Below are 26,509 nucleotides of genomic sequence, written 5' to 3' on the forward strand. Positions count from 1 at the left end.
TCGCACCACCGGGCCCTGCCCACGCAGAAGAGCCGGCACCATTGCCGATCCGGCGACTCGACGTCGAGTCGATCGGCGGCCTTTGCTCGCGATCTAGGGTGGAGAGCATGGCGGCAGACGATACGGCTACGACCGAGGACGACGCGGTCTCGATGGACGATCTCGTCGAGGCGCTCGCACTGATCGAGGACCAGCCTCTGTCCTCGAGAGCGTCCTCCTACACCGACGTGCAGGACCAGCTGCGTGCGCGGCTCGAAGGTGCGGACGTGCGCCGATGAGCGACTCCGCCTCGGATGCTCCCGCGCTGGACGCGCGGCTCGACGCCGCCCTCGCCGAGCGGGGGATCGCGCGGTCGAGGACTCATGCGGCCAGGCTCATCGCGGATGCGCTCGTCACCGTCGACGGGGCGCCGGCGCTGAAAGCCTCGATCCGGGTGCGGCCCGACCAGGACGTCGCGGTCGCCGGTCTCGACCATTACGTGAGCCGCGCGGCGCACAAGCTGCTCGGGGCCCTGGAGAGCTTCCCGACGGTCCGCGTGCAGGGCGCCCACGCTCTCGATGTCGGTGCGTCCACGGGTGGATTCACTCAGGTGCTGCTCGAGCGGGGCGCTGCCTCCGTCATCGCGCTCGACGTCGGCCACGCGCAGCTCGCGCCGCGCATCCGCTCGGACGACCGAGTGCACGTCGTCGAGGGCTTCAACGCGAGGGACATGACGTCGGCATCGCTCGCTGCTGCCGCGCGGACCACGACCGTTCCCGATCTCGTGGTCTCCGACGTCTCCTTCATCTCCCTGACCATGGTGCTGCCGGCGGTGGCGGCGTCCGTCTCTCCGCTCGCCGACTTCGTCGTGTTGGTGAAGCCGCAGTTCGAGGTCGGACGCACCGGTGTGAAGGAGGGGATCGTCCGCGACCCCGAGTTGCGCAGGGAGGCTCTCTCGGACGTCCTCTGGGCGGCCTGGGACCTCGGGCTGGGAGTGGTCGGACTCGCGTCCTCCCCATTACCCGGAAGCGCTGGGAATCACGAGTATCTGGCGCACCTCCACCGCGGCCGCGGAACGATTCCGACAGAATGGAGGGACGCGGTCACCGCGCTCACCACCGGGTGATGCGGGCGGTCGACCGACGTCGATCTACCTGGAGGACACCCTCTCGATGCAGTCCCCTCCGCAGGAGCGCAACATCCTCGTCGTCGCCCACACCGGCCGGACGGACTCCCTCGAAGCGGCGATCCTCGTGATCCAGCGGCTGCGCGGCTCCGGAGCCCGCCCGGTGCTGTGCGGTGACGACAAGGGCGACATCGTCGCTGCAGCCCCGTCCCTCTCGGACGTCGCCGTCCTCGGAACCGATGTCCTGCTCGCCGACGTCGAGCTCGTCTTCGTCCTCGGCGGGGACGGGACGATCCTCCGCGCCGCCGAGATCGCCCGGACCGGGACGGCGCCGCTGCTCGGCGTCAATCTCGGTCATGTCGGCTTCCTCGCCGAGAGCGAGCGCGACGATCTCGACGACGCGGTCGCCCGGGCCCTCGACGGCGACTACGGCGTCGAGGAGCGGATGACGCTGCAGGTGCGGGTGAAGATCGACGAGCAGGTCGTCTACGAGACCTGGGCGCTCAACGAGGCCACCGTCGAGAAGGGCAGCCGCGAGCGGATGCTCGAGGTGATGGTCGGGGTCGACGGCCGGCCGCTGTCGAGCTTCGGCTGCGACGGCATCGTGGTGTCCACTCCGACCGGGTCGACCGCCTACGCGTTCTCGGGGGGAGGCCCCGTCGTGTGGCCGACCCTCGAGGCGATGCTGCTCGTGCCGCTCAGCGCTCACGCCCTGTTCGCGCGTCCGCTGGTCGTCGGTCCCGGGTCGAGCCTCGCCGTCGAGGTCAAGGAGCGCACCGACGGCGTCGGCGTGCTCTGGGCCGACGGCCGCCGGACCTACGAGCTGCCGCCGGGAGCCCGCGTCGTGTTCCGGCGCTCGCCCTATCCCGTGCGACTGGCCCGTCTGCACAACGCCCCCTTCACCGACCGACTGGTGCACAAGTTCGGCCTCCCCATCCGCGGATGGCGGGGGTCCACGGAGACGGAGTAGTCCAACCGATGCTCGAAGAGCTGCAGATCCGCGACCTCGGCGTCATCGCCGAGGCGACCCTCCCGCTCGGCCCCGGCTTCACCGCCGTGACCGGCGAGACCGGTGCCGGCAAGACGATGGTGGTGACGGCGCTCGGACTCGTGCTCGGTGCGCGGTCCGATGCCTCCGCCGTCCGCTCGGGGCGCCCGCAGGCGTGGGTGTCGGGCCGCTGGATCGTACCGGAGGACGGCGCCGTGGCCGACCGGGTGCGCGACGCCGGGGGCGACCTCGACGGTCCCGAGCTCCTGCTGGCCCGTTCCGTCTCGGCGGAGGGCCGCGGTCGTGCGGTCGTCGGCGGCAGGGGCGCGCCCGTCAGCGTGCTCTCGGAGCTCGCCGATCAACTCGTCGTCGTCCACGGCCAGTCCGATCAGATCCGCCTCCGGTCGGCCGCCGCGCAGCGCGATGCTCTCGACCGCTTCGGCGGAGCCGAGCTCGCCGGGGCGCTGCGCGACTACGCGAGCGCCTTCGAGCGCTGGCGGGCGAACCGGGAGGAGCTCGACGAGCTGACCGCGGCGCGCGAGGCGCGTGCACGGGAGGCGGAGCGACTCCGGACCGCCCTCGCCGAGATCGAGGTGGTCGCGCCCCAGCGCGGTGAGGACGTGGAGCTCGCGGCGCAATCGGAGCGGCTCGGCAGCATCGAGCAGCTGCGGCTCGCGGCCGGCGAAGCGCGCGAGGCGATCTCGTCCGAGGAGCTCGACGGCCGGGACGCCCTCGGTCTGCTCGATCTCGCGCGGCGCGTGCTCGAGCGGGCGGCCGAGCACGACGCCGTGCTGCAGCCGACGGTGCAGACGCTGAGCGAGGCCTCGGTGCTGCTCGTCGACGTCGCAGGCAGCCTCTCCTCGTACCTGGCCGAACTCGATCTCGACGGAGCGCACGACCTCGAGCTGATCGAGAACCGGCGCGCCGAGCTCTCCCTCCTCGCGCGGACCTACGGACCCACGCTCGACGACGTGCTCGATCTGGTCGACTCCTCGGGACTGCGACTGCTCGAGCTCGACGGCGACGACGAGCGGATCGCCGCGCTCGAGTCGGACACGGCCGCCGACCAGGACCTGGTCGACCGTCTCGCGACGACCCTCAGCGCGCTGCGCACGGCGGCGGCCACCGAGCTGGGGGAGCGGGTGAGCGACGAGCTCTCCGCCCTCGCCATGGGCGACGCCCGCCTGCACGTGCGCGTGACGAGCACCGGCGAGCCGACCGCGCACGGCCGGGACACGGTCGAGATGCTGCTCGAGCCGCACAAGGGCGCGACGCCGAGGCCGCTGGGCAAGGGCGCCTCCGGCGGCGAGCTCTCGCGGGTGATGCTCGCGATCGAGGTCGTCGTGGCGGCCAACGACCCCGTGCCGACCTTCGTCTTCGACGAGGTGGACGCAGGAGTGGGCGGAGCGGCCGCGATCGAGATCGGGCGCCGGCTCGCCCGCCTCGCCGAGACCTCCCAGGTGATCGTCGTGACGCACCTCGCGCAGGTGGCCGCCTTCGCGAACAACCACCTGCGGGTCGAGAAGGGCTCGGACGCAGCGTCACCTCCAGCGCGGTCACCCAGCTCGACGCCGACGAGCGCGTGTCCGAGATGGCGCGACTGCTCTCGGGACTGACCGACTCGGCCAACGCGCTGGCGCACGCGCGGGAGCTCCTCGAGACGAGCCGGCGCGGCTGAAGGGGCGGCCGATCCGGCCGACCTGGCCCCCCTCCCGCGAACTGCTGTTAGGGTGGAAGCCCGTGGTGGACATTTCGAACGCGGGCCCTTCAGACTCCTCTTCCGACTCCTCGACGGCCGGGCACTCCGCCCCTTCGAAGGTCACGAAGCACATCTTCGTCACGGGTGGCGTCGTCTCGTCGCTGGGCAAGGGCCTCACGGCCGCGAGCCTCGGCAACCTGCTGACCGCCCGCGGGCTGCGCGTGGTGATGCAGAAGCTCGACCCCTACCTGAACGTCGATCCCGGGACGATGAACCCGTTCCAGCACGGCGAGGTCTTCGTCACCGACGACGGGGCCGAGACCGACCTCGACATCGGGCACTACGAGCGGTTCCTCGACATCAACCTCAACCAGGCCGCGAACGTCACGACCGGCCAGATCTACTCGCGCGTCATCGCGCGTGAGCGCGCCGGGGAGTACCTCGGCGACACCGTGCAGGTCATCCCGCACATCACCGACGAGATCAAGCGCCGCATGCGGCTGCAGGCCGAGGACGACCCGCAGCCCGACGTGATCATCACCGAGATCGGCGGCACGGTCGGCGACATCGAGAGCCAGCCGTTCATCGAGTCGGCACGACAGGTGCGCCACGAGCTCGGGCGGCGCAACGTGTTCTTCGTGCACGTGTCGCTGGTGCCCTTCATGGGCGCCTCCGGCGAGCAGAAGACCAAGCCCACGCAGCACTCCGTCGCCGCGCTGCGCTCGATCGGCATCCAGCCCGACGCGCTCGTGCTGCGCAGCGACCGGCCGGTCTCGGAGTCGAACAAGCGCAAGATCGCGCTGATGTGCGATGTCGACGAGCAGGCCGTCGTGAACGCCAAGGACGTCGCCTCGATCTACGAGATCCCCGAGATGCTGAACGAGCAGGGACTCGACTCCTACATCATCGACCAGCTCGGCCTCGAGGCCGGGGAGGTCGTCTGGGACGGCTGGTCGAAGCTGCTCGAGGCCGTCCACGAGCCCAAGCACGAGGTCACCATCGGCCTCGTCGGCAAGTACATCGATCTGCCCGACGCCTACCTCTCGGTGACCGAGGCACTGCGCGCCGGCGGATTCGCCCAGCAGACCAAGGTGGCGATCCGGTGGATCGCCTCGGACGGACTCGAGGATCCCGAGGCCGCGTCGAAGGCGCTGTCGGAGCTGGACGGCATCTGCGTCCCCGGAGGCTTCGGCATCCGCGGCATCGAGGGCAAGCTCGGCGCTCTGCGCTTCGCGCGCGAGAACGGGATCCCGACCTTGGGACTCTGCCTCGGCCTCCAGTGCATGGTGATCGAGTACGCGCGGAACGAGGCGGGCCTCGAGGGGGCCTCGTCGTCGGAGTTCGACCCCGGGACCGAGTTCCCCGTGATCGCCACCATGGCGGAGCAGGTGGAGATCCTCGCCTCCGGCGACATGGGCGGCACGATGCGCCTGGGCCTCTACACGGCGAAGCTCGCCGAGGGCTCGATCGTCGAGGAGGTCTACGGAGCGCCCGAGGCGGCCGAGCGCCACCGCCACCGCTACGAGGTCAACAACGCGTACCGCGACCGGATCGGCGAGGCCGGCCTGTGGTTCTCGGGCACGTCGCCCGACGGCCACCTGGTCGAGTACGTCGAGCTGCCGCGCGAGAAGCACCCCTACTACGTCGGCACCCAGGCCCACCCGGAGCTGCGCTCGCGCCCGAACGACGCTCACCCGCTGTTCCGCGGACTGGTGACGGCGGCTCTCGAGCGCCAGGAGGCCTCGCGCCTCTTCCCGGCGTCGGAGGCGGGCGCCGATGAGTGACTCCGGCCTCTCGGACGAGCTCGTCGAGCCCGAGATCCTGACGAGCGAGAGCGTCTTCGATGGCATGGTCTGGGGCGTCCGCGCCGAGACCTTCCGCTACGGCGACGGCGAGCTGCGCCGCGAGTTCCTCGACCACACGGGCGCCGTCGCGGTGCTCGCTCTGGACGAGGACGACCGCGTCGCGCTGATCAAGCAGTACCGCCACCCCGTCCGCACCCGCGAGTGGGAGATCCCCGCCGGGCTCCTGGACATCGAGGGCGAGGACGCGCTCGTCGCCGCTCAGCGCGAGCTCGCCGAGGAGACCGACCTGCAGGCCGGCCGGTGGGATCTGCTCTCGGAGTTCGCCACCTCGCCCGGCGGCAGCGACGAGGTCATCCGGATCTACCTCGCCCGCGACCTCTCGAGCACCGGCTCGGTCTTCGACCGGGAGGCGGAGGAGGCGGACATGGAGCTGCGCTGGGTCGCCCTCGACGAGCTCGTCGACGCCGTCCTCGCGCGCCGCGTGCAGAACCCGTCGCTGACGATCGCCGCGCTCGCGGCCCACGCCTTCCGCTCGCGCGGCTGGGCGGGCCTGGGTGACGCGACGTCCCCGTGGACCCGCCACCCGAGGGTGCGCCACCCCCGGGGATGACTCCGCGGGCCAGCGTCGAGGCGTACCTGCGGCAGGCGAGCGTCGAGCGCGGCCTGTCGGCGCACACGATCGCCGCCTACCGCCGCGACCTCGAGCTGTACCTGGGCCGACTCCACGAGCTCGGCATCGGCGACCTCGCCGAGCTGCGCCGCTCGGACGTCGGCGACTTCGCGTCGTGGCTCGCCGCGCGACCGGAACGGCCCCTCGCGGCGTCGTCGCGCGCGCGCATCCTGTCGAGCGTGCGCGGCCTGCACCGGTTCGCTCTGGAGGAGGGGCTCGTCGTCGACGACGTGGCGCACGACGTCGTGCCGCCGAAGCTCCCGACGACCCTGCCGAAGGCGATCACCATCGAGCAGATGAGCACGCTCCTCGAGGCGTCCCGCGGCGAGGAGCTCGCGCAGATGCGCGACCGGGCGCTGCTCGAGCTCCTGTACGCGACCGGAGCGCGCATCTCGGAGGCGGTCGACCTCACGGTCGACGACGTCCTCGACGCCGAGGTGGTCCGGCTGACCGGCAAGGGCTCGAAGCAGCGGATGGTGCCGCTCGGGCGCTACGCGAGGGAGGCGGTCGACGACTACCTCGTGCGGGCGCGTCCGGAGCTGTCGAGGCGCGGGCGCGCGACTCCGGCGCTGTTCCTCGGGGTGCGCGGCGGGCGGCTGTCGCGGCAGAGCGCCTGGCTCGTGATCCGCGCGGTCGCCGAGAAGGTGGGTCTCGACCGCGAGATCTCCCCCCACACCTTCCGGCACTCGTTCGCGACGCACCTGCTCGCGGGAGGAGCGGACGTCCGCGTGGTGCAGGAGCTGCTGGGGCACGCCTCCGTGGCGACGACGCAGATCTACACGCTGGTGACGGCGGACACGCTGAGGGACGTGTACACGACGGCGCATCCGCGGGCGCGGCGCTGAGGGAGGAGCGCGCGGCGGGGCGCGGCTCCGGGAGCGGAGGGGGTCGGTAGACTCGTCGGCAGGCCGCGCGGGAGCGCACGCCCCGGGAAGCGAGGACGACGCAGGTGACAGGCAAGACGGACGACACGACGGAGCTCACCGGCCTCGAGGCTCCGACGCTCGGCCCGACGGGCCGCCCGCTGCGCGAGTTCGACCTCCCGGTCGAGCTGACCGGGCACGGGCCGGCGCGCATCATCTCGCTCTGCAACCAGAAGGGCGGCGTCGGCAAGACGACGACCACCATCAACCTGGGCGCGACCCTCGCCGAGTACGGCCGCCGCGTGCTGGCCATCGACTTCGACCCGCAGGGCGCGCTGTCCGCGGGCCTCGGTGTCGCCACGTACGACGCGATCACCATCTACGACCTCCTGCTCGGCACGGTGAAGGACCCCTCCGAGGCGATCCGCTCCACGAGGGTCCCCGGACTCGACGTCATCCCGGCCAACATCGACCTCTCGGCCGCCGAGGTGCACCTCGTCAACGAGGTCGCCCGCGAGCAGATCCTCGCCCGCGTGCTGCGCAAGGTGAGCGCCGACTACGACGTGATCCTGATCGACTGCCAGCCCTCGCTCGGGCTGCTCACCGTGAACGCGCTGACCGCGAGCCACGGCGTGCTCATCCCGCTCGAGTGCGAGTTCTTCGCCCTGCGCGGTGTGGCACTGCTGATCGAGACGATCGACAAGGTGCGCGACCGGCTGAACCCGGCGATCGAGCTCGACGGGATCCTGCCGACGATGTACGACTCCCGCACCCTGCACTCCCGCGAGGTGCTCGACCGCGTCGTGGACGCGTTCGGGGACAGCGTCCTCGAGACGGTGATCGGCCGCACGGTCAAGTTCCCCGACGCCAGCGTGTCGGGAGTGCCCATCACGCAGTTCGCGCCGGAGCACAAGGCCGCGGCGGCGTACCGCCAGCTCGCCAGGGAGCTGATCTCGCGTGGCGCGGTCGCCTGAGTCGGTCCTCGACCAGGAGCCGGTGGCCGAAGCCGCCGGCGGCTTCCGCGTCGCACTGGCGAACTTCGAGGGGCCCTTCGATCTGCTGCTGAGCCTCATCGCCAAGCAGCAGGTGGACATCACCGAGATCGCGCTCAGCGCGGTGACGGACGAGTTCCTGTCGTACCTGCACGGCATCGACACGCTCGAGGGCCTGGACCGCGCGTCGGAGTTCCTGGTCGTCGCCGCGACGCTCCTGGACCTCAAGATCGCCGGGCTGCTGCCGCAGGGCGAGCTCGTCGACGCCGAGGACGCCGCGCTGCTGGAGGCCCGCGACCTGCTGTTCGCGCGACTCCTGCAGTACCGCGCGTTCAAGCAGGTGTCGAGCTGGTTCGCCGAGCGGATCGAGATCGAGACCGCGCGGCACGTGCGCGACGTGCCGCTCGAGGAGGAGTACCGGGCGCGCAAGCCCGAGCTCGTCTGGACGCTGTCCGCGGAGGACTTCGGCGCGCTCGCGGCCTTCGCCCTCGCACCCAGGGAGATCCCGACGGTCGGCCTCGATCACCTGCACGCGCCGTTGATCAGCATCCGGGAGCAGGCCGCGTACGTCGTCGGCGTGCTGCGGGAGCGGTCGACGGCCACCTTCCGCGAGCTCATCGCGACCGCCGAGGAGAAGGGCGTGATCGTCGCCCGCTTCATCGCCGTGCTCGAGCTCTACCGGCACGCCGCGATCGCCTTCGAGCAGCCGGAGCCGCTCGGCGAGCTGACGCTGCAGTGGGTCGCCCTGTCGTGGTCCGACGCGAACCTCGCGCACCTGGGGGCCGACTATGACGGTTGAGACCCCGGAGGCGGCACTCGGCACCGTGGCGTTCGAGATCGACCGGGCGATCGAGGCGATCCTGATGGTCGCCGACGAGCCGCAGTCGCTCGTCGCGCTCGCGACGGCGCTGTCCCGACCGGTCGCGGTCGTGCGGCAGTCGATCGAGCGCCTCGTCGCCGACTTCGACGGCGTCACCGGCGGAGTCAGGCGCGGCTTCGAGCTGCGCGAGGTCGGCTCGGGCTGGCGGATCTACGTCCGCCGCGAGTACGACCCGGTGGTCTCGGACTTCGTGCTGACCCAGAACCCGACGAAGCTCTCCCAGGCGGCGCTGGAGACCCTCGCCGTCATCGCCTACAAGCAGCCGATCTCGCGCGGACAGGTCGCGCAGATCCGCGCCGTCAACGTCGACTCGGTCGCCCGCACACTGCTGGGTCGCGGCCTGATCGCGGAGGTCGGCAACGACCCCGAGACCGGCGCGGTCCTCTACGGCACGACGGAGCAGCTGCTCGTGCATCTCGGCCTCGCCTCGCTCGACGAGCTGCCGAAGATCTCACCACTTCTGAGCGACGGACGGGACGGATTCGATGAGCACGCCTGACAGCGGGGCCGAGGGCGAACGACTGCAGAAGGTCCTCGCCGCGGCGGGGGTCGCCTCCCGCCGGGTCGTCGAGGAGATGATCGTCGCGAGGCGCATCCGGGTGAACGGCGAGGTGGCCGCGGAGCTCGGTCGCCGCATCGATCCCGCGACCGACGCGATCGAGGTCGACGGCGTGGCGGTGCAGCTGGACACCACGCGCCGCTACGTGATGCTGAACAAGCCGGTCGGAGTCGTCAGCTCGCTCGCGGACGAGAACGGCCGCGCCGACCTCAGCACGTACACCCAGAACTTCGAGGAGCGGCTCTTCAACGTCGGCCGACTCGACGCCGAGACGTCGGGGCTGCTCGTCCTCACGAACGACGGGGAGCTGGCCCACGTGCTCGCGCACCCGTCGTTCGGAGTGACCAAGACGTACATCGCCAAGGTGCAGGGGCAGGTCCTGCCGCAGACGATCGCGGCGCTGACCGCCGGCGTCGAACTCGACGACGGCCCGGTCTCGGCCGACAAGGCGCGGCTCCTGGGCCGTCCGGAGGGGAGGTCGAACGCCTCCCTGGTCGAGCTCACCCTGCACTCGGGGCGGAACCGCGTGGTGCGGCGCATGATGGCGGCCGTCGGGCACCCGGTGCTCGAACTCGTGCGGCGCCAGTTCGGACCGCTGCACCTGGGCACTCTGCGCTCGGGGGACCTGCGGGACCTGACCCGCGAGGAGCTGGGCGCGCTGCTGACGATCTCGCGGCAGGGCGGCGAGAAGGCGGCCGAGAAGCCCGAGCCCACGCGGAAGGCGAGCGCGGGAGCGCGGCGGCCCCGACCGGACGAGCGCCGGGAGGACCGGCGCCCGACCGACGGCCGGGAGGACCGGCGTCCCGCCGAGCGCCGGGAGGACCGGCGTCCGACCGGTGAGCGGCGCGACAGCGGGGAGCGGCGGCCCTCCGACGACCGGCGCTCCTCTCCTGCTCCGGATCGGCGTCCCGCCACCGGCCGGCGCTCCGGCCCGGACAAGCAGCGACGACCGGATCGGTAGGCTGTCGGGGTGAACGAGCTCCTGCACCCCGCCCCGCCCGCGATGCGGACGACGGGGACGGTGCGGGTGGTCGGCTCCGGACTGCTCGGCGCGAGCATCGGCCTCGGCCTCGCCTCGCGCGGGGTCGACGTCGTCCTCGACGACGCGTCCCCGGCCAGCCTCTCGCTCGCCATCGACTACGGAGCGGGACGCGCCGCCTCCGCCGAGGACCGCCCCGCGCTGGTCGTGGTCTGCGTCCCGCCCGATGTGGTGGCGGGCGTCGTCGAGCGGGAGCTCGCCGCGCATCCCGACGCCGTCGTGACGGACGTCGCCAGCGTCAAGACCGAGCCGTTGCGCGAGCTGCGCGGGCGCGGCATCGACCTCGCCCGCTACATCGGCTCGCACCCGATGGCGGGCCGCGAGCGCGGCGGCCCCGTCGCCGCGCGCGGCGACCTCTTCGTCGGACGCCCCTGGGTGATCTGCCGCGACGGCGAGACGACGGCGGAGGCCCTGGCCCGCGTCGAGGCCCTCGCCCTGGATCTCGGTGCCGCGATCGTCGAGATGGGCCCGGAGGAGCACGACCTCTCGGTCGGCCTCGTCTCGCACGTGCCCCAGGTGGTCTCCTCCCTCCTCGGCGCTCGGCTGCTCGACGCGCCGAACGCGTCGCTCCGCCTCGCCGGACAGGGAGTGCGGGACGTCACCAGGCTCGCGTCCTCGGCTCCGGAGCTCTGGGTGCAGATCTTGGCGGCCAACCGCGGGAACGTGGTCGAGGTGCTCGACGCCTTCCGCGACGACGTCGCCGCGTTCGCCGACGCCCTGCGCGATCTGGACGCCCCCGGAGCGCGACGCCTGCTGGCCGAGCACTTCGCCGCCGGCAACGCGGGCGTCGCCCGCCTGCCCGGCAAGCACGGGCAGGACCAGCGCTTCGCGACCCTGATCGTCCTGATCGACGACGTGCCCGGCACCCTGGGCCGTCTCCTCGTCGAGATCGGCGAGGCCGGCGTCAACATGGAGGACGTGCGCCTCGAGCATGCGGAGGGGCGCCGCGTGGGCCTCGCCGAGATCTCGGTGGTGCCCGAGGCGGTCGGCCCGCTGACCGAGGAACTGACCGCACGCGGCTGGAGGATCGCCGGATGAGCACGGAGCAGAACAGGCAGGAGGGCGGCCTGAACAGGATGACGCCCGCCCGCAGAGCGCAGCAGAGCGTGCCGGAGGAGGGCGGAGCCGCTCCGTCGTCGTCGCGCGGTGCGCGTGCCGACGAGTCCGGCGACTTCGGCGACGCGGTCGTCGTCGCCGTCGACGGCCCGGCCGGCAGCGGCAAGTCGAGCGTCTCGCGCGAGGCGGCCCGCCGCCTCGACTTCGAGTTCCTCGACACGGGCGCCGCCTACCGCGCCCTCGCCTGGCACGCGCTCGCGGTCGGGCTCGACTTCGAGGACGAGGACGCGATCGTCGACGCCCTCGACGGCTTCGACTACTCGATCGGCACCGACCCGGAGTCCTACTCCGTCTGGGTCGGCCGGACCGAGGTGACCCAGGCGATCCGCGAGCCCCGCGTCACCGCGCGGGTGTCGGCCGTGGCGAAGGTGCCGGAGGTCCGCCGGCGCGTCACCCTGCTGTTCCGCCGGATCATCGGCGAGACCCGCAAGGCGGGCATCATCGTCGAGGGACGCGACATCACGACGGTCGTCGCGCCGACCGCGGCGGTCCGGATCCTGCTCACGGCGAGTGAAGAGGCTAGGATGGCGAGGCGTTCGCGCGAAGTCACCACGGAATCCGCGGAAGCGACGGGTCAGGCACTGCGGTCGAGGGACCGCGCCGACTCCCAGGTGGTCGATTTCCTCAACGCCGCAGAAGGAGTCACTCTTCTCGACTCCACTCATCTCGACTTCGAGCAGACCGTCGACGCGGTCATCGCCGAGGTCAATACCTCGAGAGCAAGGGCCGATCATGGCACAGGACACACGCGCCGGTGACGACGAGCTGAACTTCGGAGACGACGACCTCGTCGAGCGCCTCGGCGACCTCGACGAGCAGCTCGCCTCCTCCCGCGCGAACGCGCTCCGGAGCGGACTCGAGGACTACGACCTCGACGACGAGGACCTCACCCTCCTCGAGTACTCGGGTGAGGACTCGGACGAGGTCCGCTACCTGCCGGCGCTGCCGGTGGTCGCGATCGTCGGCCGCCCGAACGTCGGCAAGTCGGCGCTCGTCAACCGGATCCTGGGGCGCCGCGAGGCGGTCGTGGAGGACACCCCCGGGGTGACCCGCGACCGCGTCTCGTACCGCGCCGAGTGGATCGACCGCGCGTTCACGATCGTCGACACCGGCGGCTGGGAGCCCGACGCCCGGGGCATCGACGCCTCCGTCGCCGCTCAAGCCGAGATCGCGATCGATCTCGCCGACGCCGTCATCTTCGTGGTCGACGCGAACGTCGGAGCGACCGCGACCGACGAGCACGTCGTGAAGCTGCTCCGCAAGACGAAGAAGCCGGTGTTCCTCGCGGCCAACAAGGTCGACGACGCGCGCCAGGAGCCCAACGCCGCCACGCTGTGGTCGCTCGGCCTCGGCGAGCCGTACCCCGTCTCGGCCGTCCACGGCCGCGGCGTCGCGGATCTGCTCGACACGGTCCTGAAGACCCTGCCGCTCGAGTCGGCCGTCGCCAAGCGCGAGGTCGGCGGACCGCGCCGCGTCGCGATCCTCGGCCGTCCGAACGTCGGCAAGTCGAGCCTCCTCAACAAGGCGGCGGGGGAGGAGCGGGTCGTCGTCAACGAGCTCGCCGGAACCACCCGCGACCCGGTCGACGAGCAGGTCGAGATCGCCGGCAAGGTGTGGCGCTTCGTCGACACCGCCGGCATCCGCCGTCGTGTGCACCTGCAGCAGGGCGCCGACTTCTACGCGTCGCTGCGCACCTCGACCGCGCTCGAGAAGGCGGAGGTCGCGGTCGTCGTGATCGACGTCTCCGAGCCGATCTCGGAGCAGGACGTGCGCATCATCGACCTCGTGCTCGAGTCGGGTCGCGCCCTGGTCCTCGCCTTCAACAAGTGGGACCTGCTCGACGACGAGCGCCGCCGCTACCTCGAGCGCGAGATCGAGAAGGACCTGGCGCACGTCGCCTGGGCTCCCCGCGTCAACATCTCGGCCCGCACCGGCCGCCACCTCGAGAAGCTGGTCCCCGCGCTGGAGCTGGCGCTCGAGTCGTGGGACACGCGCATCCCGACCGGCAAGTTCAACGCGTTCCTCGCCGAGCTCACCGCGGCGCATCCGCACCCCCTGCGCGGAGGGAAGCAGCCCCGCGTGCTGTTCGGCACCCAGGCGTCCTCGCGGCCGCCGACATTCGTGCTGTTCACGACCGGATTCCTCGACCCCGGCTACCGCCGCTACATCCAGCGCCGTCTGCGCGAGATCTACGGCTTCCAGGGGTCGCCGGTCAACGTCAACATGCGCGTGCGCGAGAAGCGCGCGCGCTGACCTCGACCGCTCACGCCTCCGGCCCGCCGGGATCCTCGGATCCGGCGGGCCGGAGCGTTTGAGCGGGCGCGTGCTCAGGCGTCCGCGGTCTCGGCGGAGTTCTCCGTGAGCGGCCACCACGGCGGCAGGACCTGCGCGAACGCGTCCAGGTAGAGATCGGGGTCGCGCGGAGCGGGCAGGCGCAGCCACTCCTCCATCAGCGCGGCCGAGCCGGCCGAGATGTAGGACGCCGCGCCACCGGGCAGGCGGCTCTCCTGCGGAGACGTCACCGCACCGCTCTCGACCGCATCGGTGACGGAGCGGCGGAAGTGGGCGGCCAGCATGACGCGCAGGCCCGAGTCGCCTCCGACGTCGTCGAAGGCGCCGAGGTAGAGGTCGCGGTGCCCCTCGAGGTGATCCAGGATGCGCAGGGTCGCCTCGCGGTTGGAGGCGCCGGCCGGATCGCCGTCGCCCAGTCGCGTCACGTAGTCGACCCGGATGAGCTCGAGCTCGGTCAGGAGCGCCGCGGTGAGCAGCTCGGCGGCCGACGCCGCGTGCGCGTAGAAGGTGGAGCGGTTCACTCCGGCGCGGTCGGTGATGTCCGAGACGGTCAGGCCCGACACGGCGCGCTCGGTCGCGAGCTCGATGATCGCCCTGTGCAGCGACTCCTGCGATCGCCTCTGACGCGCGTCCATGCCGCCTCCCGTGCCGCCCGTCCGGCACCCGGCGGTTCCGGGGCGCAGGCGCTCAGTGATTCTACGCAGGCGCGGGCCCGGCTCGTTTTCACTTCCGGCCTCGCGACCCGCTAAGATAGTCGAGTTGCCCGGGCCACGTGCCCGGTCTGCCACGGGCTGTGGCGCAGCTTGGTAGCGCACTTGACTGGGGGTCAAGGGGTCGCAGGTTCAAATCCTGTCAGCCCGACAGCAAGCCCTGGTGAGAAGCCTCTTCCACCAGGGCTTCGTTGTTTCCAGAGGCGTTCCGGGAGCCGCTTCGGCGGTGATCTGCTCGCGGGGCCGGCGGTACGCGCTCAGCGGCCATCCGCCGTTCGAGCCGTGTCGGCCGGGAGCGGTGGCCGCCCGGGCTGGGCGGTCCGCGGCAACTCCCGGCCGATGTGCTGCTAGTCGGCGGTGATCCGGATGAGGATCTTGCCGGTGGTGCCGGCCTCGACGGCGTCGTGGGCGGCGGCGGTCTCCTCGAGGGGGAACCAGGTGAGGGGGAGGCCCGCGTCCTCGCCGACGGGGAGTGCTCCGTCGGCCAGCGCCGCGGTGATGTCCTCCGCTGCGGCCCGCAGGGGCTCGGCGCCGACGGTGTAGAGGAGCAGGCCCTGCCAGCGGGCGCTTGGCGAAGCTTGGGACGATCGGGATGGTGAACTCGTCGCCGTTGTTGTTCGCGTAGTAGCCGATGCTGCCGTGGTTGGCGAGCACGTCGACGTCGAGCGCGGCGTTCTGCGCCGGAGCGACCTCGACGATCTGGTGGACACCCTCGGGGGCGATCTCGCGGATGCGGTCGGCGAGCGCGTCGTCGGGGTACTGGAGGACGTGGTGGGCGCCGGCCGCGGTGGCGAGAGCGGCCTTGGCGTCGCTGCTCACGGTGGCGATGACGGTCGCTCCGGCCCACGCGGCGAGCTGGATCGCGGCGTGGCCGACGGCGCCCGCTCCGCCCTGGACGAGGACCGTGCGGCCGTCCAGTGCTCCGGGGAAGAGCCGTGCCGGGCCCTGCTCGTGGACCGTCAGGGCGCGGTGCGCGGTCATCGCTGGAACGCCGAGGCTCGCGGCGACGTCGAAGCCGATGCCCTCGGGGAGGCGGACGACGCGGTCGGCGGGCAGCACCGTGTACTCCTGCGCGCTGCCGGTGGGGCGCTGGTGCGCGGCGAGGAAGAACCAGACGCGGTCGCCCTCGGCGAGGTCCGCGACACCGGCGCCGACGGCGTCCACGACTCCGGCACCGTCCTGGTTGGGGACCACCTCGTCGAAGGCGAGGTCTCCGTCGGCGCGCGCCTTCCAGTCGGTCGGGTTGACGCCGGAGGCGACGACCCGGACGCGCACCTCGCCGTCGCCCGGAGCAGCGGGCTCGCGGTCGACGAGGGACAGGACGGACGAGGGGCCGGTGGAGGTGTGGACGATCGCTCTCATACGGGATGCAAGAGCGGGCGCGGACCGGGCATTCCCGCTCGCTCCCGGGACTGCGCGGGAGCGCGCGGGCGGACTACCCTTCCGCCATGAGCAGGATCTTCCGCACGGCGGTCGCCGACGTCCATCCGCACTACGTGGCGAAGGTCGAGAAGAAAGGGCGCACCGTCGAGGAGCTGCACGAGGTGATCCGGTGGCTGACCGGCTTCGACGAGGCCGAGCTGCAGAGGCACCTCGCCGAGCGGACGACGTTCGAGGACTTTTTCGCGGCGTCGCGCCTGAACCCGAACGCCGAGCTGATCACCGGGGTGATCTGCGGGATCCGCGTCGAGGACGTCGAGGACCCGCTGATGCAGCGCATCCGGTACCTCGACAAGCTCGTCGACGAGCTCGCGAGGGGGAAGGCGATGGAGAAGGTGCTGCGGCCGACGCCGACCGCGGTGTCCTGACCCCGGCTCTGGGCGCCCCTACTTCCCGATCTTGGCGTGGCGACGGGAGTAGGCGAAGTAGATCGCGAAGCCGATGGCCAGCCAGATCAGGAACCGCAGCCAGGTCTCGATCGAGAGGTTGAGCATCAGGTAGGTGCAGATCAGCGCCGACAGTCCGGGGAGCCACGGGTTGAGCGGGACGCGGAAGCCGCGCTTCAGGTCGGGGCGCGTGCGCCGCAGGACGATCACGCCGACCGAGACGAGCACGAACGCCGACAGCGTGCCGATGTTGACCATCTCCTCCAGGACGCCGATCGGGGTCAGACCCGCGAGCAGCGCGACGACGACGGTCACGGCGAGGGAGGTGACCCACGGGGTCCGCAGGCGCGGGTGCACGGTGGCGAGGCGCTGGGGGAGCAGGCCGTCGCGCGACATCGCGAAGATGATGCGCGTCGCTCCGATCAGCAGGGTGAGCACGACGGTGGTGAGGCCCGCCACGGCGCCGGCCGAGATGACCGTCGCCATCCAGGTCTGGCCGTGGTAGGCGAAGGCGTTGGCCAGGGCCGCGGAGGGGTCGAGCTCGCGGTAGGGGACCATGCCGGTGACGACGAGGGCGACCGCGCAGTAGAGCACGGTGCAGATCGCGAGCGAGGCGATGATGCCGATGGGCATGTCGCGCTGGGGGTTCCGGGTCTCCTCGGCCGTCGTCGCGACGACGTCGAAACCGATGTAGGCGAAGAAGACGAGGGAGGCGCCGGCGATGATGCCGCCGATGCCGAAGGTGGCGGGCTCGATGCCCGAGAGGAACTGGAGGAGCGGCTGGGTGAGACCCGAGGCCGACTCCGTGGGCGCCGACGGCGGGATGAAGGGGGAGTAGTTCGCCGAGTCGATGAACTGGATCCCGGCGATGATCACGAACAGGACGATGAAGAGCTTGACCGCGACGAGCACGAGGTTGACGCGGAGGGACTCCTTGATCCCGAAGGTCATGAGGCCGCCGAGCACGAGCACCAGGAGGATCGCGGGCAGGTCGACGACTCCGCCGTAGGAGATCGCGGGCGGCAGCACGACGCCGAGCTGGCCGAGGAGCGAGCCCAGGTAGGCGCTCCAGCCCTGGGCCACCACGCTCGCGCCGAGGAAGAGCTCGAGGATGAGGTCCCAGCCGATGATCCACGCGAACAGCTCGCCGAGGGAGGCGTAGGAGAACGTGTAGGCGGAGCCGGACACGGGCACCGTGGAGGCGAACTCGGCGTAGCACATGGCCGCGAGGGCGCACGCGAAGGCGGCGACGACGAAACTCAGCACGATGGCGGGTCCGGCGATGTCGTGCGCGGCCCGACCGGTGAGGGTGAAGATGCCGGCCCCGATCACGACGCCGACGCCGAAGACCGTGAGGTCGAGAGCGGACAGCGACTTCTTGAGACGGAACTCGGGCTCGTCGGTGTCGGCGATGGACTGCTCGACGGACTTGGTGCGGAGGAGGCTCACGGTGGTTCTCTCTGGTGGGACGACAGGCGCGGAGGCCACCCTGGAGACTAGTCGGAGTCGGGCGCGGGCGGTGCCCGCCGGCGGCGGACGGCCAGGACGACCGCGCCGACGAGAGCGGCGACGAGCAGCCAGGGGAGCAGGAACCCGATACCGATCAGGGCGGCGTTCGCGGCCGCGACGAGACCGTTCCATCCGGTGAGGAGTCCGTCGAGGAATCCGGTGGGGTCCGCGGGCGCGGCGGTCTCCTCCGGGAGCACCGTGACGCTCAGGGAGGCGAGCGACACCCGGCTCTCGAGGGCGGTGAGCTGCTGCCGGGTCGACTCGAGCTCGGCCTGGCGCTGCGTGAGAGCGGACTCGGCCGCGAGCAGGTCGGCGAGATCGCCGGCCTGAGCCACGAGCTCGGTGAGGCTGTCGACCGAGGCCTGCGCGGCGGCGGCGCGCGCCCGGAGGTCGACGGCCTGCAGAGTGACGTCCTCCCTCTCGACCGTCGACTCGGTGACGGTGCCGAGCTCAGCCAGGGAGGCCCTCGCATCGGAGAGTCGATCGGCGGGGACGCGGAGGGTGACGGAGCCGGCACCCGACGGGAGCGGTGCGGGGAAGGAGGGCTCGATCCCGTCGCTGCGGGAGTCATCGGCTGTCGCCGATCCGCCGGTGCCGGACGTGCTCGAGCTCTCGACGTAGCCGCCGAGTTCCACGGCACTCGCGGAGAGGGCCGCGATCGCGTCGGCGACGGACGGGGCCCGGAGGGTGGCGGCGGCGGTCGACGCGATCTCGCGCGTGGTCGACGCCGGGGCGCCCTCGGCGGGGAGGGCGCCGACGATGCCCGCTCCGTCCGGCACGGACCCCTCGGACGACTCCGCGCGCCGGCGCCGGCGCCGGAGTCGGCGGCCGAGTCGGGTGCGATCGCCGCGGAGTCCGACGCGCCGACCGACAGGCCGTTCACGCTCACGAGGGGGCCGACCACGACGGCGAGCACGAGGAGACCGGCGGCGACTCCGCCGATCGAGACCGCCCTCCGACGGCGCGCCGACCGCGCGGCGCGCAGAGAAGCGAGCGAGCGGAAGACGCGCGCCTCGATCGCGGAGACGCGGCGCTCGTCGAGAGGAGGGAGGAGGTCGGGTGTCTCGGTCACGGCTGTTCTGCTCCTCGGAAGTCGTCGACCACCAGGCGCAGGCGCCGACGGACGCGGGACAGGCGGTTGCGGACGGTGGCGTGCGTGACGCCGAGTTCGTGCGCGGCCTCCTCGTAGCCGCGCCCCTCCGTCGCGCACAGGCGGAACACGGCGCGGTCGAGCTCGGAGAGCCCCTCGGTCGCGCGGAGGACGGCGTCGGCCAGGGCGGCGGTGACCACCTCCTGCTCGATATCGTGCGGGGAGGCGGGCTCCTCCTCCGTCGCAGCGGTGCGCTCGCGCTCGCGTCGCAGAGCGCGCACGCGGTTCGCCGCCTGGAAGCGGCAGATCGTGACGAGCCAGGGGAGGAGGGAGTCGCCGATCAGGTCGAGACCGTCGAGCTTGCCCCACGCGACGACGAAGGTCTCCTGCGTGACCTCCTCCGCCTCGGCGGGATCGTGCAGGACGCCGTGCGCGAGCCAGTAGACGGGGCGGACGTAGGCGCGGTAAAGCGTGCGGAAGGCCGCCTCGCTGCCCGCGGCGGCCCGCCGGACCAGCTCGGCGTCGGTGGTCGTCTCGGTGATCATCGGGCCTCCCTCCGCCTGCTCTCACTGTGACAGTGTCGGCCGAGGCGGGATCGTCTCGATCGGGTGACGGATCCGTCCGACTGCCCTGCGCGCCAGCGACGCGCCAGGGGAGGACGTGTCTTCGACTTTGTGCTACCGGAGGAGCACCGCTAGATTGTCCGCGAACGACGTCGAGTCACGGCTCCAGCCCCTCTGTCGGACACGGATGTCCCGAACGGGCTCATCTCCGCCACGGCAATCCGAACGCCGGACGCAGCGGTCCACCCCGCCCCTCCGCCATTCGAAGGATCCCACCGCCCATGTCGATCGCCCCTCCCTCGGACCGCGCGACGCCCGGGGACCGGCCGGCCTCCGCGGTCTCGAAGAAGTCCGACTCCGCCGGCTACCGGCCCGAGATCGAGGGCCTGCGCGCCGTCGCCTCGCTCCTCGTCGCCTCGTTCCACATCTGGCTGGGCCGGGTCTCGGGAGGAGTCGACGTCTTCTTCGTCGTCGCCGGCTTCCTGACCACGGTGACGCTGATGGGGCAGGTCCGCCGGTACGGGCGCGTGCGCCCGGTCGTGTTCGTCTCGCGGCTCGCGTCGCGGCTGTTCCCCGCGGCGGCCGTGGTGCTCGTGGTGGTCGCGGCGGTGAGCCCGTTCCTGCTGCGGCCCTCCCAGCTGAAGCAGACCTTCACCGAGGTGCTCGGGTCGGCCCTGTACGTCGAGAACGTGGTCCTGGACCGGGCGGGGGTCGACTACCTCGCGCAGGACAACTTCCACTCGCCGGTGCAGAACTTCTGGGCGATGTCGGTGCAGGGGCAGTTCTACCTGGTCTGGCTGCTCCTCGCCTTCGCGGCGGCGGCGATCGTCGTCGTCCTGCGGCGTCGGGTGGATCTGCTCCGGGTGCTGCTCGTCGTGGTCGCCGTCGTGAGCATCGTCTCGTTCGCCTACTCGGTGCTGCTGGTCGAGCGCGACCAGCCGTCCGCCTACTACAGCGTGCTCGCTCGGACGTGGGAGTTCGGGCTCGGATCGCTCAGCGCCCTCGTGCTGACCGGGCGGACGCTGCCGACGGCGATCCGTGTGGTCGCCGGCTGGCTGGGCCTGGTCGGCGTGATCTCGTGCGGGATCGTCCTGCAGGTGTCGAGTGCGTTCCCGGGAGTGGCCGCCCTCTGGCCGACCTTCTCGGCGGTCCTCGTCCTGATCGCCGGCACGGGCCCCGCTCCGGCGTTCGGCGTCGCGCGGCTCCTCGCCCTGCGGCCGCTGGTCTGGCTCGGCGGCGTCAGCTACGGGCTGTACCTGTGGCACTGGCCGCTGCTCGTGTTCTGGGAGGAGATCTCGGGGCAGGAGCCCGGGCTGCTCGCCGGGCTGAGCATCGTCGCAGCGGCGGTGGTGCTGGCCACTCTGTCGAAGCACTTCCTCGAGGATCCGCTGCATCGGCGGGCGCCGACCGGGTCGCGCTGGCGGGCGCTCGCTCCGACGGCCATGATGCTGGTCGCTGTCCTCGGCGGCGGAGGGGCGATCGCGGCCACGAATGCGGCGATCAGCGCCGATCTCGCCCGGGCGAGCGCGATGCCCGCCTCTCCGGACGGCTGCTTCGGAGCAGCGCCGTGGAGAACGCGTCGGCCTGCGAGCAGACCCGATCCTGGACGTCGAGCGTCCCCGCGTTCGACGCGTCCGAGGACGGCTCCGAGATCAACACCAGGGAGTGCAGCACCAACAACGCGGGCGTCGAGCTGAAGGAGTGCCGGTTCGGCGATCCGGACGGCCGCCGCGTGCTGCTGATCGGCAACTCGCACGCGGCGTCCTTCTTCCCCGCCCTGCGCGGAGTCGCGGAGGAGCGCGGCTGGGATCTGCACACCTACTACAAGACGGGCTGCGTCTTCACGACCGCGTCGCGCCGCGACGACTCGTCGGTGTCGCGCTCGTCGTGCGCGACCTGGGTCGGGAAGCTGCAGGAGGAGCTGGCGGCGCAGGAGCCCTACGACCTGATGGTGACGGCGTACTCCGCGAAGAAGTCGGTGTTCATCGACTCCTCCGGCGAGCCCGACGAGCAGGCGGGCATCGACGGGTTCCGGGAGTCGTGGGCTCCCCTGGTCGCCCGGGGGACGGAGGTCGTCGCGATCCGCGACAACCCGGTCGTCGAGACGGTGGAGGAGCTGGCGTGCAGCGAGCGCCCGGGCACCGCCGACACCTGCGGGGTCGGGACCGACGAGGCGTTCGCCGAGCGGGAGCTCATGGCCGCCGCCGCCGAGGGCTGGGAGGGGGCGAACGCCGTCGACCTGACCCGCTACTTCTGCGACGAGGAGATCTGCCCGTTCGTGATCGGCGGAGTGAAGGTGTACCGCGACATGGGCCACCTCACCGAGACGTACGCCCGGACACTGGCGCCGTACCTCGGACGCGAGCTCGACCGCATCGCGTTCTGAGCCGCGGCGGCCGGGCCGCTCCCTCAGCCGGGGATCACGATCTGCTGCAGAGCCCAGGTGTTGCCGTCGGGGTCGGCGAAGTGGACGAACTCGCCCCAGGGCTGCGAATCGATGTCCGAGACCGGTGCTCCCCGGGCGAGGAGCTCCTCGCGCGCCGCGACCGCGTCGGCGACGACCATCTGCAGGCCCTTCTGCGATCCGGGGGCCATCTCGGTGATCCCGACCCCCAGGACGATCGAGCAGGCGGCCCCGGGCGGCGTGAGCTGAACCTCCGCTCTCAGGACCCGGTGCCGGGCCCGTGGTGCGAGCACCGTACGACGCCCCCTGCGGCGGGCGCCAGTGCCCGGAGCCTCGGGGCATCTCCTCCCCAGGTCGGGTATCGCGGCCGCTGTCCACGGATCGTCCTCGTCGGCCTGCGTGACGGTGTGCGGCGGAGGACGGTGTGGCGCATGGCAGATCGCGACCGCACCTCCGTTCCCCTCGACCCGTTCCTCGGCCCCGAGCTCATCCGCGCCCCGGGCTTCGCCGACCTCCTGTCGGTGATCCCGTCCCTCCTCGGAGTGCACCCGAAGGACTCGCTGGTCATCGTGCCGTTCCTCGGACGACGCGCGGTCGGAGGGTTCCGGATCGCGCTGCCGGGACGCCTCGGCGAGTCCGAGACCGCCGCCCTCGCCGGGGCCTGCGTCCAGGCCTTCACCGCGGTCCCCGAGGCCGACGCGGTGCTGGCCGTCGTCTACTCGGAGCGGAGCTACGACGAGGAGCACGGCATCCCGCTCGCGGCTCTGGGACGAGCGGTGGTCCGGCGGCTGGAGCGCACCCGGCACGGCATCGTCGGGGTCGCCTGCGTCGCCTCCGACGGCTGGGGCCGCTACACGATCGCGGCCGAGCGGCGCTCGCCGCGTCCGCTCGCCGAGATCCACGGCAGCGAGTCGGGCCTGTTCTCGCGGGCGGTCGCGGACGAGCCGCTCGACGTGGCGGAGCAGACCGCGCTGCCCGCGGTCGAGGAGGACGATCGCGCCGTGGTCGCGGCGGTCCTCGCGCACGGTCCGGTCGGGGGGATCGCGGGTCTCACTCCGATCATCGAGCGGTGGCTGACCGGTCCCTCGGTCGCCCGCCGGGAGGGACGCATCGTGCGGTTCCTGCAGTCGCCTCCGCTGCGCGACCAGCTGACGCTGCAGATCGCTCTCGGGCCGATCAGTGCGGCTCCGGCCCTGGTCAGGATGATCCGCCAGCAGGCGGAGCAGGCGCTCACGGGCGAGACGATGGACGCCCTCCTCGCGCGGCACGACGCCCTCCGGCTCCCGGGCGACGACGACCTGGCCGAGGTGGAGCTGCTGATGGGAGCGGGTCCGGGTCCGGATCCCGCGCGGCTCGCGCTCGCGACCCGTGCTCTCGCGCGGACGGCGGCGCTCGCGCCGCTGGAGTCGCGTGCGCCGGTGCTGACCGTGCTGGCCTGGTGCTGGTGGGCGCGTGGAGCGGCCTCGCTCGCCGCGGCCCACCTCGGAGAGGCCCGGAGGCTCGACCCCGTCTACTCGATGGCGCTGCTCTACGAGTCGCTGTTCTCGGCGCGCTCCGTGCCGGACTGGGTCCTCGAGAGCACGTCGCGGAGGCTCGTGTCCGCCGCGGCCCGTCCGTGAGCGGGTCGGAGCGGAGGAGGTCGGCTGCACCCCTTCCCCGGAGGACCCAGAGCGGCTAATGTACAACCCTATGGTTGTAGATGTGGGAAGCGGCACCGAGGTGGACCGCCTGTTCCAGGCGCTCGCCGACAGCACCCGGCGCGACATCGTCGCGCGGGTGCTGCAGGGCGAGCATTCCGTCACGGCGCTCGCCTCGCGGTACGAGATGTCGTTCGCCGCCGTCCAGAAGCACGTGGCCGTGCTCGAGCGGGCCTCGCTCGTCACCAAGCGGCGGCGGGGCAGAGAGCAGCTCGTGCGGGGAGAGGTGGCGGGGCTGCGCACAGCGGCCCGTCTCCTCGACGCCTACGAGGAGCTGTGGCGCGGACGAGCGGATCGCATCGCCGACCTCCTCGCCGAGGAGTGTCCGCAACCGTCCGGAGAACCGAGCAGAAGGAGCGCACGATGACCGTGCTGGAGTCCGTGAAGGACGTCGAGAACCTGACCCTGACCCTCACCGCCGAGTTCGACGCCGGCATCGACCGGGTCTGGCGGATCTGGTCCGACCCCCGCCAGCTCGAGCGCTGGTGGGGGCCGCCGACCTGGCCCGCGACGTTCGAGCGGCACGACGCCGTCGTCGGAAGCCGGAGCAGCTACGTGATGACCGGGCCCGACGGCGAGAAGGCGCGCGGCTGGTGGCTCGTGACCGCGGTCGAGGAGCCGGTGCGGTTCGAGTTCGACGACGGGTTCGCCGACGACGAGGGGGAGCCGGACGACTCGTACGGGACGACCCACGCGGTCGTCACCCTCGAGGAGGCGGGCGGACGGACCCGGATGACGGTCCGCTCGTCGTTCGAGTCGATCGAGCAGCTCGAGCAGATGGTCCAGATGGGCATGGAGGAGGGCATGCGGCAGGCGATGGGCCAGATCGACGCCCTGCTCCAGGAGTGACGGGTCAGTCCGTCAGCGCCGCCGCGTAGGCGGAGACGGAGCGGCGGTAGCGGGGCAGCGTCGGCACGAGCGCCTCGAGGGCGGTGCGCAGCGCCTCCTCGGGGCGGCCCGCGCTGTGCAGGGCGAGGGCGAGGAACACCTCGCGCGCGGCCCCCACGGTCGGGTGCGGGGCGGCCGAGCCGAGCAGGGCGACGGCCTCGTCATGGCGGCCGAGGTTCCGGAGTGTCGAGGCGTACTGGATGACCAGCTGCGCCTCCCGTTCCTCGTCGAGACCGAGGGCGAGGGCTTTCTCGTACTCGGCGGCCGCCTCCGCCTCGTGGCCGGCGCTGTCGAGAGCGCCGGCCAGCTCGAAGCGGGCGCGGCCGTCCGTGCCGGGGTAACGGGCCGCGAGCACGCGCATCCGCTCGACGACGTCGTCGCCGTCGGCGTGCAGGCGCTCGGCGGCGCGCTGCCAGGCGTCGACGTCGACCGAGAGGGTGGAGCGGAGGACGGAGGGCTGCAGCGGATCGGTCACAGCGCCGACGCTACCGCCCGACGACGAGCCCGGGCGGGTCAGGCGGTGCCGTCGGCCGCCGAGGTGGGGGAGTCGGGAGTGGTGGACGAGTCGCTCGCCGCTCCGGGCTCATCCGAGGTGCCGACAGCGCGGCGTCCCGCCTCGATCGCGGCGGTGGAGGCGGCGGCGCCGGCGACGAGCGCGAGCAGCGCCCATCCGGCGCCCCACTTCCTCTTCCCGACCAGTGCGTCGAGGGAGAGCGGGCCCGGCCCGTCGGCGACGATCGCCGCCGTCGCCGCGACGAGCAGGCCGTTGAACTCCCACCCGCCGCCCGCGTTCCAGAGGCCGTTGCTCCAGTGCACCTTGCGGACGGCCGTGACCATGGTGGCGACGATGCCGGCCGCGGCGAGCGGAGTCGCGGCTCCGAGGGCCAGGGCTGCGCCGCCGGCCGTCTCGGTCACGGCGGCCGCGAGAGCGTTTCGACGGGGCGGGTGCATCTCGAGGCTCTCCATCATCTGGGAGGTGCCCTCCAGACCCGGACCGCCGAACGAGCCGCGGAGCTTCTGCAGTCCGTGTCCGACGAACAGACCGCCGACGGCGAGACGGAGAACGAGCGAGCCGACCTTCATGGGGACCTCCTGGTGATGGGGAGCGAGCGTGCTAGTGAGGCTCGCGGGTCGCGGAGTCCCGGTCAAGGGGTCGCGGAGCGGTTCCGGAAGCAGCAGGTCGGCACGGGACGTCCGCGCCGGCGCCCGGAGCGTCAGCCGAGCAGGGTGTAGGTCGACGCCTCGAGCATCACCGTGCCGTCGGTGCAGACCTCGATCTCCGCCGGCGCGGCGACCGCGGGATCCACGTCGTCCACCACCTCGGCGACGATCCGGCTGGACCGGGCGGAGGGGCAGCCGTAGGCGCCCGGCGCGTGCCGGAGCACGCGGACGTCGGCACGGCCGCCGGGCTGCACCGTGAGGGGCTCGGCCGTGTTCGGTCCGAACGAGGAGGCGACCGCGCCGATGCGCACTCCGTCCGCGTCGGTCGGGTACACCCCCGGGATCCCGGCCAGGGCGCAGGGTGCGGTGGACACGTTCGTGAACACGAGGTCGAAGGCGCTGCTGCCCGCGCCCGACGCCTCCGGGTCGGGGACGTACTCGAGGGCGAGGTCGCTCCCGTGGCAGCGCTCGACCGGAGCCGGGGCCGGCGCGGGGACCGGCTCGGCGGGGAGGACGGTCGCCGGCGTCGGCTCCGAGGGAACCGCCTCGGGGACCGTCTCGGCCGGCGCGGGGCTCGCGCTGGGAGCAGTCGTCGCGGTGACGGCAGGAGACGGAGTCGGCGACTGCGTCGGCGAGGCGCTCACCGGAGTCGG

At 72.3% G+C, this 26,509-nt stretch carries 26 protein-coding genes, 1 tRNA gene and 3 pseudogenes; 21 read left to right on the plus strand and 9 right to left on the minus strand.

What is annotated here, in order from left to right; genetic code table 11:
• From B0T42_RS21510 to der, 14 genes and pseudogenes are all read left to right on the plus strand, one after another.
• Nucleotides 1–278, plus strand: a 278-nt coding sequence (locus tag B0T42_RS21510; RefSeq protein WP_236720317.1) for a hypothetical protein, incomplete at its 5' end; no start/stop codon positions are given.
• The gene (locus tag B0T42_RS14830) at nt 275–1,105 is read left to right on the plus strand and encodes a TlyA family RNA methyltransferase (RefSeq protein WP_173892339.1); all 831 of its coding nucleotides are present in this window, start codon (nt 275–277) and stop codon (nt 1,103–1,105) included. The genes B0T42_RS21510 and B0T42_RS14830, both read left to right, overlap by 4 nt.
• Nucleotides 1,106–1,151: 46 nt before the next feature.
• Nucleotides 1,152–2,075, plus strand: a complete 924-nt coding sequence (locus B0T42_RS14835) for an NAD kinase (protein ID WP_077223801.1) — start codon at nt 1,152–1,154, stop codon at nt 2,073–2,075.
• Nucleotides 2,076–2,083: 8 nt separating this feature from the next.
• Nucleotides 2,084–3,771 (plus strand): annotated as a pseudogene (recN, locus tag B0T42_RS14840) (DNA repair protein RecN).
• 62 nt (nt 3,772–3,833) lie between these two features.
• Nucleotides 3,834–5,576, plus strand: coding sequence for a CTP synthase (locus B0T42_RS14845; RefSeq protein ID WP_077223802.1), 1,743 nt, complete (start codon nt 3,834–3,836; stop codon nt 5,574–5,576).
• Nucleotides 5,569–6,207: an NUDIX domain-containing protein gene (locus tag B0T42_RS14850; protein ID WP_077223803.1), complete on the plus strand. Its 639-nt coding sequence runs from the start codon at nt 5,569–5,571 to the stop codon at nt 6,205–6,207. The genes B0T42_RS14845 and B0T42_RS14850 overlap by 8 nt, the downstream gene beginning before the upstream one ends.
• Nucleotides 6,204–7,112 carry a site-specific tyrosine recombinase XerD gene (gene xerD / locus B0T42_RS14855; RefSeq protein WP_077223804.1) on the plus strand — a complete coding sequence of 303 codons (909 nt, stop codon included), beginning with the start codon at nt 6,204–6,206 and terminating at the stop codon, nt 7,110–7,112. The genes B0T42_RS14850 and xerD overlap by 4 nt, the downstream gene beginning before the upstream one ends.
• A gap of 104 nt (nt 7,113–7,216) precedes the next feature.
• A complete protein-coding gene (locus B0T42_RS14860) occupies nt 7,217–8,104 on the plus strand; it encodes a ParA family protein (protein WP_077223805.1) in 888 nt (295 codons plus the stop codon).
• Nucleotides 8,088–8,921 (plus strand): segregation and condensation protein A, encoded by an 834-nt coding sequence (locus B0T42_RS14865; protein WP_077223806.1) that lies wholly within the window; start codon nt 8,088–8,090, stop codon nt 8,919–8,921. Before B0T42_RS14860 ends, B0T42_RS14865 begins: the two co-directional genes overlap by 17 nt.
• Nucleotides 8,911–9,501: an SMC-Scp complex subunit ScpB gene (gene scpB, locus B0T42_RS14870; RefSeq protein WP_077223807.1), complete on the plus strand. Its 591-nt coding sequence runs from the start codon at nt 8,911–8,913 to the stop codon at nt 9,499–9,501. The genes B0T42_RS14865 and scpB overlap by 11 nt, the downstream gene beginning before the upstream one ends.
• Nucleotides 9,488–10,261: pseudogene (locus tag B0T42_RS14875) on the plus strand (pseudouridine synthase); the annotation flags it as partial. The gene scpB and the pseudogene B0T42_RS14875, both read left to right, overlap by 14 nt.
• Before the next feature lie 303 nt (nt 10,262–10,564).
• On the plus strand, nt 10,565–11,638 hold the full coding sequence (locus tag B0T42_RS14880; RefSeq protein WP_077223821.1) for a prephenate dehydrogenase: 1,074 nt from the start codon (nt 10,565–10,567) through the stop codon (nt 11,636–11,638).
• Nucleotides 11,635–12,474: a (d)CMP kinase gene (cmk, locus tag B0T42_RS14885; RefSeq protein WP_236720318.1), complete on the plus strand. Its 840-nt coding sequence runs from the start codon at nt 11,635–11,637 to the stop codon at nt 12,472–12,474. The genes B0T42_RS14880 and cmk overlap by 4 nt, the downstream gene beginning before the upstream one ends.
• On the plus strand, nt 12,449–13,969 hold the full coding sequence (der, locus tag B0T42_RS14890) for a ribosome biogenesis GTPase Der (RefSeq protein ID WP_077223809.1): 1,521 nt from the start codon (nt 12,449–12,451) through the stop codon (nt 13,967–13,969). Before cmk ends, der begins: the two co-directional genes overlap by 26 nt.
• Nucleotides 13,970–14,043: 74 nt before the next feature.
• On the opposite strand, the gene B0T42_RS14895 is transcribed toward der, so the two are convergent.
• A complete protein-coding gene (locus B0T42_RS14895) occupies nt 14,044–14,643 on the minus strand; it encodes a TetR/AcrR family transcriptional regulator (RefSeq protein ID WP_077223810.1) in 600 nt (199 codons plus the stop codon).
• A 152-nt stretch (nt 14,644–14,795) separates the two neighbouring features.
• On the opposite strand from B0T42_RS14895, the gene B0T42_RS14900 reads away from it, so the two are divergent.
• Nucleotides 14,796–14,869: transfer RNA gene (locus tag B0T42_RS14900), tRNA-Pro, on the plus strand.
• A gap of 196 nt (nt 14,870–15,065) precedes the next feature.
• Here B0T42_RS14900 and B0T42_RS14905 read toward each other — a convergent pair.
• A pseudogene (locus tag B0T42_RS14905) lies at nt 15,066–16,080 on the minus strand (NADPH:quinone reductase).
• An 86-nt stretch (nt 16,081–16,166) separates the two neighbouring features.
• Here B0T42_RS14905 and B0T42_RS14910 point away from each other — a divergent pair.
• Nucleotides 16,167–16,526 (plus strand): DUF2200 domain-containing protein, encoded by a 360-nt coding sequence (locus tag B0T42_RS14910; RefSeq protein ID WP_077223811.1) that lies wholly within the window; start codon nt 16,167–16,169, stop codon nt 16,524–16,526.
• 18 nt (nt 16,527–16,544) lie between these two features.
• Here the strand turns inward: B0T42_RS14910 and B0T42_RS14915 are convergent, their stop codons facing one another.
• The 3 genes from B0T42_RS14915 to B0T42_RS14925 form a co-directional block, all read right to left on the minus strand.
• The gene (locus B0T42_RS14915) at nt 16,545–17,993 is read right to left on the minus strand and encodes an amino acid permease (RefSeq protein WP_077223812.1); all 1,449 of its coding nucleotides are present in this window, start codon (nt 17,991–17,993) and stop codon (nt 16,545–16,547) included.
• A 47-nt stretch (nt 17,994–18,040) separates the two neighbouring features.
• Complete coding sequence (locus tag B0T42_RS14920) at nt 18,041–18,832, minus strand: DUF4349 domain-containing protein (protein WP_077223813.1); 792 nt, start codon at nt 18,830–18,832, stop codon at nt 18,041–18,043.
• 289 nt (nt 18,833–19,121) lie between these two features.
• Nucleotides 19,122–19,688, minus strand: a complete 567-nt coding sequence (locus tag B0T42_RS14925) for an RNA polymerase sigma factor (protein ID WP_077223814.1) — start codon at nt 19,686–19,688, stop codon at nt 19,122–19,124.
• 299 nt (nt 19,689–19,987) lie between these two features.
• On the opposite strand from B0T42_RS14925, the gene B0T42_RS14930 reads away from it, so the two are divergent.
• Together B0T42_RS14930 and B0T42_RS21515 are read left to right on the plus strand one after the other, a co-directional pair.
• Entirely contained in the window at nt 19,988–21,403 is a 1,416-nt protein-coding gene (locus B0T42_RS14930) for an acyltransferase family protein (RefSeq protein WP_077223815.1), read from the plus strand.
• Nucleotides 21,400–22,092: an SGNH hydrolase domain-containing protein gene (locus tag B0T42_RS21515; RefSeq protein ID WP_236720321.1), complete on the plus strand. Its 693-nt coding sequence runs from the start codon at nt 21,400–21,402 to the stop codon at nt 22,090–22,092. Before B0T42_RS14930 ends, B0T42_RS21515 begins: the two co-directional genes overlap by 4 nt.
• A gap of 23 nt (nt 22,093–22,115) precedes the next feature.
• Here B0T42_RS21515 and B0T42_RS14935 read toward each other — a convergent pair whose 3' ends face one another.
• Nucleotides 22,116–22,301: a VOC family protein gene (locus B0T42_RS14935; protein ID WP_201788559.1), complete on the minus strand. Its 186-nt coding sequence runs from the start codon at nt 22,299–22,301 to the stop codon at nt 22,116–22,118.
• A 240-nt stretch (nt 22,302–22,541) separates the two neighbouring features.
• Between B0T42_RS14935 and B0T42_RS14940 the strand changes: the two genes are divergently transcribed.
• The 3 genes from B0T42_RS14940 (at nt 22,542) to B0T42_RS14950 (ending at nt 24,656) form a co-directional block, all read left to right on the plus strand.
• Nucleotides 22,542–23,729 (plus strand): DUF4192 family protein, encoded by a 1,188-nt coding sequence (locus tag B0T42_RS14940; RefSeq protein ID WP_077223816.1) that lies wholly within the window; start codon nt 22,542–22,544, stop codon nt 23,727–23,729.
• Between the two features lie 70 nt (nt 23,730–23,799).
• On the plus strand, nt 23,800–24,174 hold the full coding sequence (locus B0T42_RS14945; RefSeq protein ID WP_077223823.1) for an ArsR/SmtB family transcription factor: 375 nt from the start codon (nt 23,800–23,802) through the stop codon (nt 24,172–24,174).
• Nucleotides 24,171–24,656, plus strand: a complete 486-nt coding sequence (locus B0T42_RS14950; protein WP_077223817.1) for an SRPBCC family protein — start codon at nt 24,171–24,173, stop codon at nt 24,654–24,656. Before B0T42_RS14945 ends, B0T42_RS14950 begins: the two co-directional genes overlap by 4 nt.
• A 4-nt stretch (nt 24,657–24,660) precedes the next feature.
• Here the strand turns inward: B0T42_RS14950 and B0T42_RS14955 are convergent, their stop codons facing one another.
• From B0T42_RS14955 to B0T42_RS14965, 3 genes are all read right to left on the minus strand, one after another.
• Complete coding sequence (locus B0T42_RS14955; RefSeq protein ID WP_236720319.1) at nt 24,661–25,170, minus strand: tetratricopeptide repeat protein; 510 nt, start codon at nt 25,168–25,170, stop codon at nt 24,661–24,663.
• Between the two features lie 38 nt (nt 25,171–25,208).
• Nucleotides 25,209–25,778, minus strand: a complete 570-nt coding sequence (locus B0T42_RS14960) for a DoxX family protein (protein WP_077223818.1) — start codon at nt 25,776–25,778, stop codon at nt 25,209–25,211.
• Between the two features lie 131 nt (nt 25,779–25,909).
• Nucleotides 25,910–26,509 (minus strand): DUF4232 domain-containing protein (locus B0T42_RS14965; RefSeq protein ID WP_139344532.1); only part of this gene is annotated, 600 nt, incomplete at its 5' end.

Source organism: Rathayibacter rhapontici (genome assembly GCF_001995175.1).
Classification (GTDB): Bacteria; Actinomycetota; Actinomycetes; order Actinomycetales; family Microbacteriaceae; genus Rathayibacter.

Excerpts from the sequence above, each read along its gene's own strand:
- B0T42_RS14830 (WP_173892339.1), top strand. The coding sequence starts at position 275 with ATGAGCGACTCCGCCTCGGATGCTCCCGCGCTGGACGCGCGGCTCGAC.
- B0T42_RS14835 (WP_077223801.1), top strand. The coding sequence starts at position 1,152 with ATGCAGTCCCCTCCGCAGGAGCGCAACATCCTCGTCGTCGCCCACACC.
- B0T42_RS14850 (WP_077223803.1), top strand. The coding sequence starts at position 5,569 with ATGAGTGACTCCGGCCTCTCGGACGAGCTCGTCGAGCCCGAGATCCTG.
- xerD (WP_077223804.1), top strand. The coding sequence starts at position 6,204 with ATGACTCCGCGGGCCAGCGTCGAGGCGTACCTGCGGCAGGCGAGCGTC.
- scpB (WP_077223807.1), top strand. The coding sequence starts at position 8,911 with ATGACGGTTGAGACCCCGGAGGCGGCACTCGGCACCGTGGCGTTCGAG.
- B0T42_RS14880 (WP_077223821.1), top strand. The coding sequence starts at position 10,565 with ATGCGGACGACGGGGACGGTGCGGGTGGTCGGCTCCGGACTGCTCGGC.
- cmk (WP_236720318.1), top strand. The coding sequence starts at position 11,635 with ATGAGCACGGAGCAGAACAGGCAGGAGGGCGGCCTGAACAGGATGACG.
- der (WP_077223809.1), top strand. The coding sequence starts at position 12,449 with ATGGCACAGGACACACGCGCCGGTGACGACGAGCTGAACTTCGGAGAC.
- B0T42_RS14895 (WP_077223810.1), bottom strand. The coding sequence starts at position 14,643 with ATGGACGCGCGTCAGAGGCGATCGCAGGAGTCGCTGCACAGGGCGATC.
- B0T42_RS14910 (WP_077223811.1), top strand. The coding sequence starts at position 16,167 with ATGAGCAGGATCTTCCGCACGGCGGTCGCCGACGTCCATCCGCACTAC.
- B0T42_RS14925 (WP_077223814.1), bottom strand. The coding sequence starts at position 19,688 with ATGATCACCGAGACGACCACCGACGCCGAGCTGGTCCGGCGGGCCGCC.
- B0T42_RS14930 (WP_077223815.1), top strand. The coding sequence starts at position 19,988 with ATGTCGATCGCCCCTCCCTCGGACCGCGCGACGCCCGGGGACCGGCCG.
- B0T42_RS14935 (WP_201788559.1), bottom strand. The coding sequence starts at position 22,301 with ATGGCCCCCGGATCGCAGAAGGGCCTGCAGATGGTCGTCGCCGACGCG.
- B0T42_RS14940 (WP_077223816.1), top strand. The coding sequence starts at position 22,542 with ATGGCAGATCGCGACCGCACCTCCGTTCCCCTCGACCCGTTCCTCGGC.
- B0T42_RS14945 (WP_077223823.1), top strand. The coding sequence starts at position 23,800 with ATGGTTGTAGATGTGGGAAGCGGCACCGAGGTGGACCGCCTGTTCCAG.
- B0T42_RS14950 (WP_077223817.1), top strand. The coding sequence starts at position 24,171 with ATGACCGTGCTGGAGTCCGTGAAGGACGTCGAGAACCTGACCCTGACC.
- B0T42_RS14960 (WP_077223818.1), bottom strand. The coding sequence starts at position 25,778 with ATGAAGGTCGGCTCGCTCGTTCTCCGTCTCGCCGTCGGCGGTCTGTTC.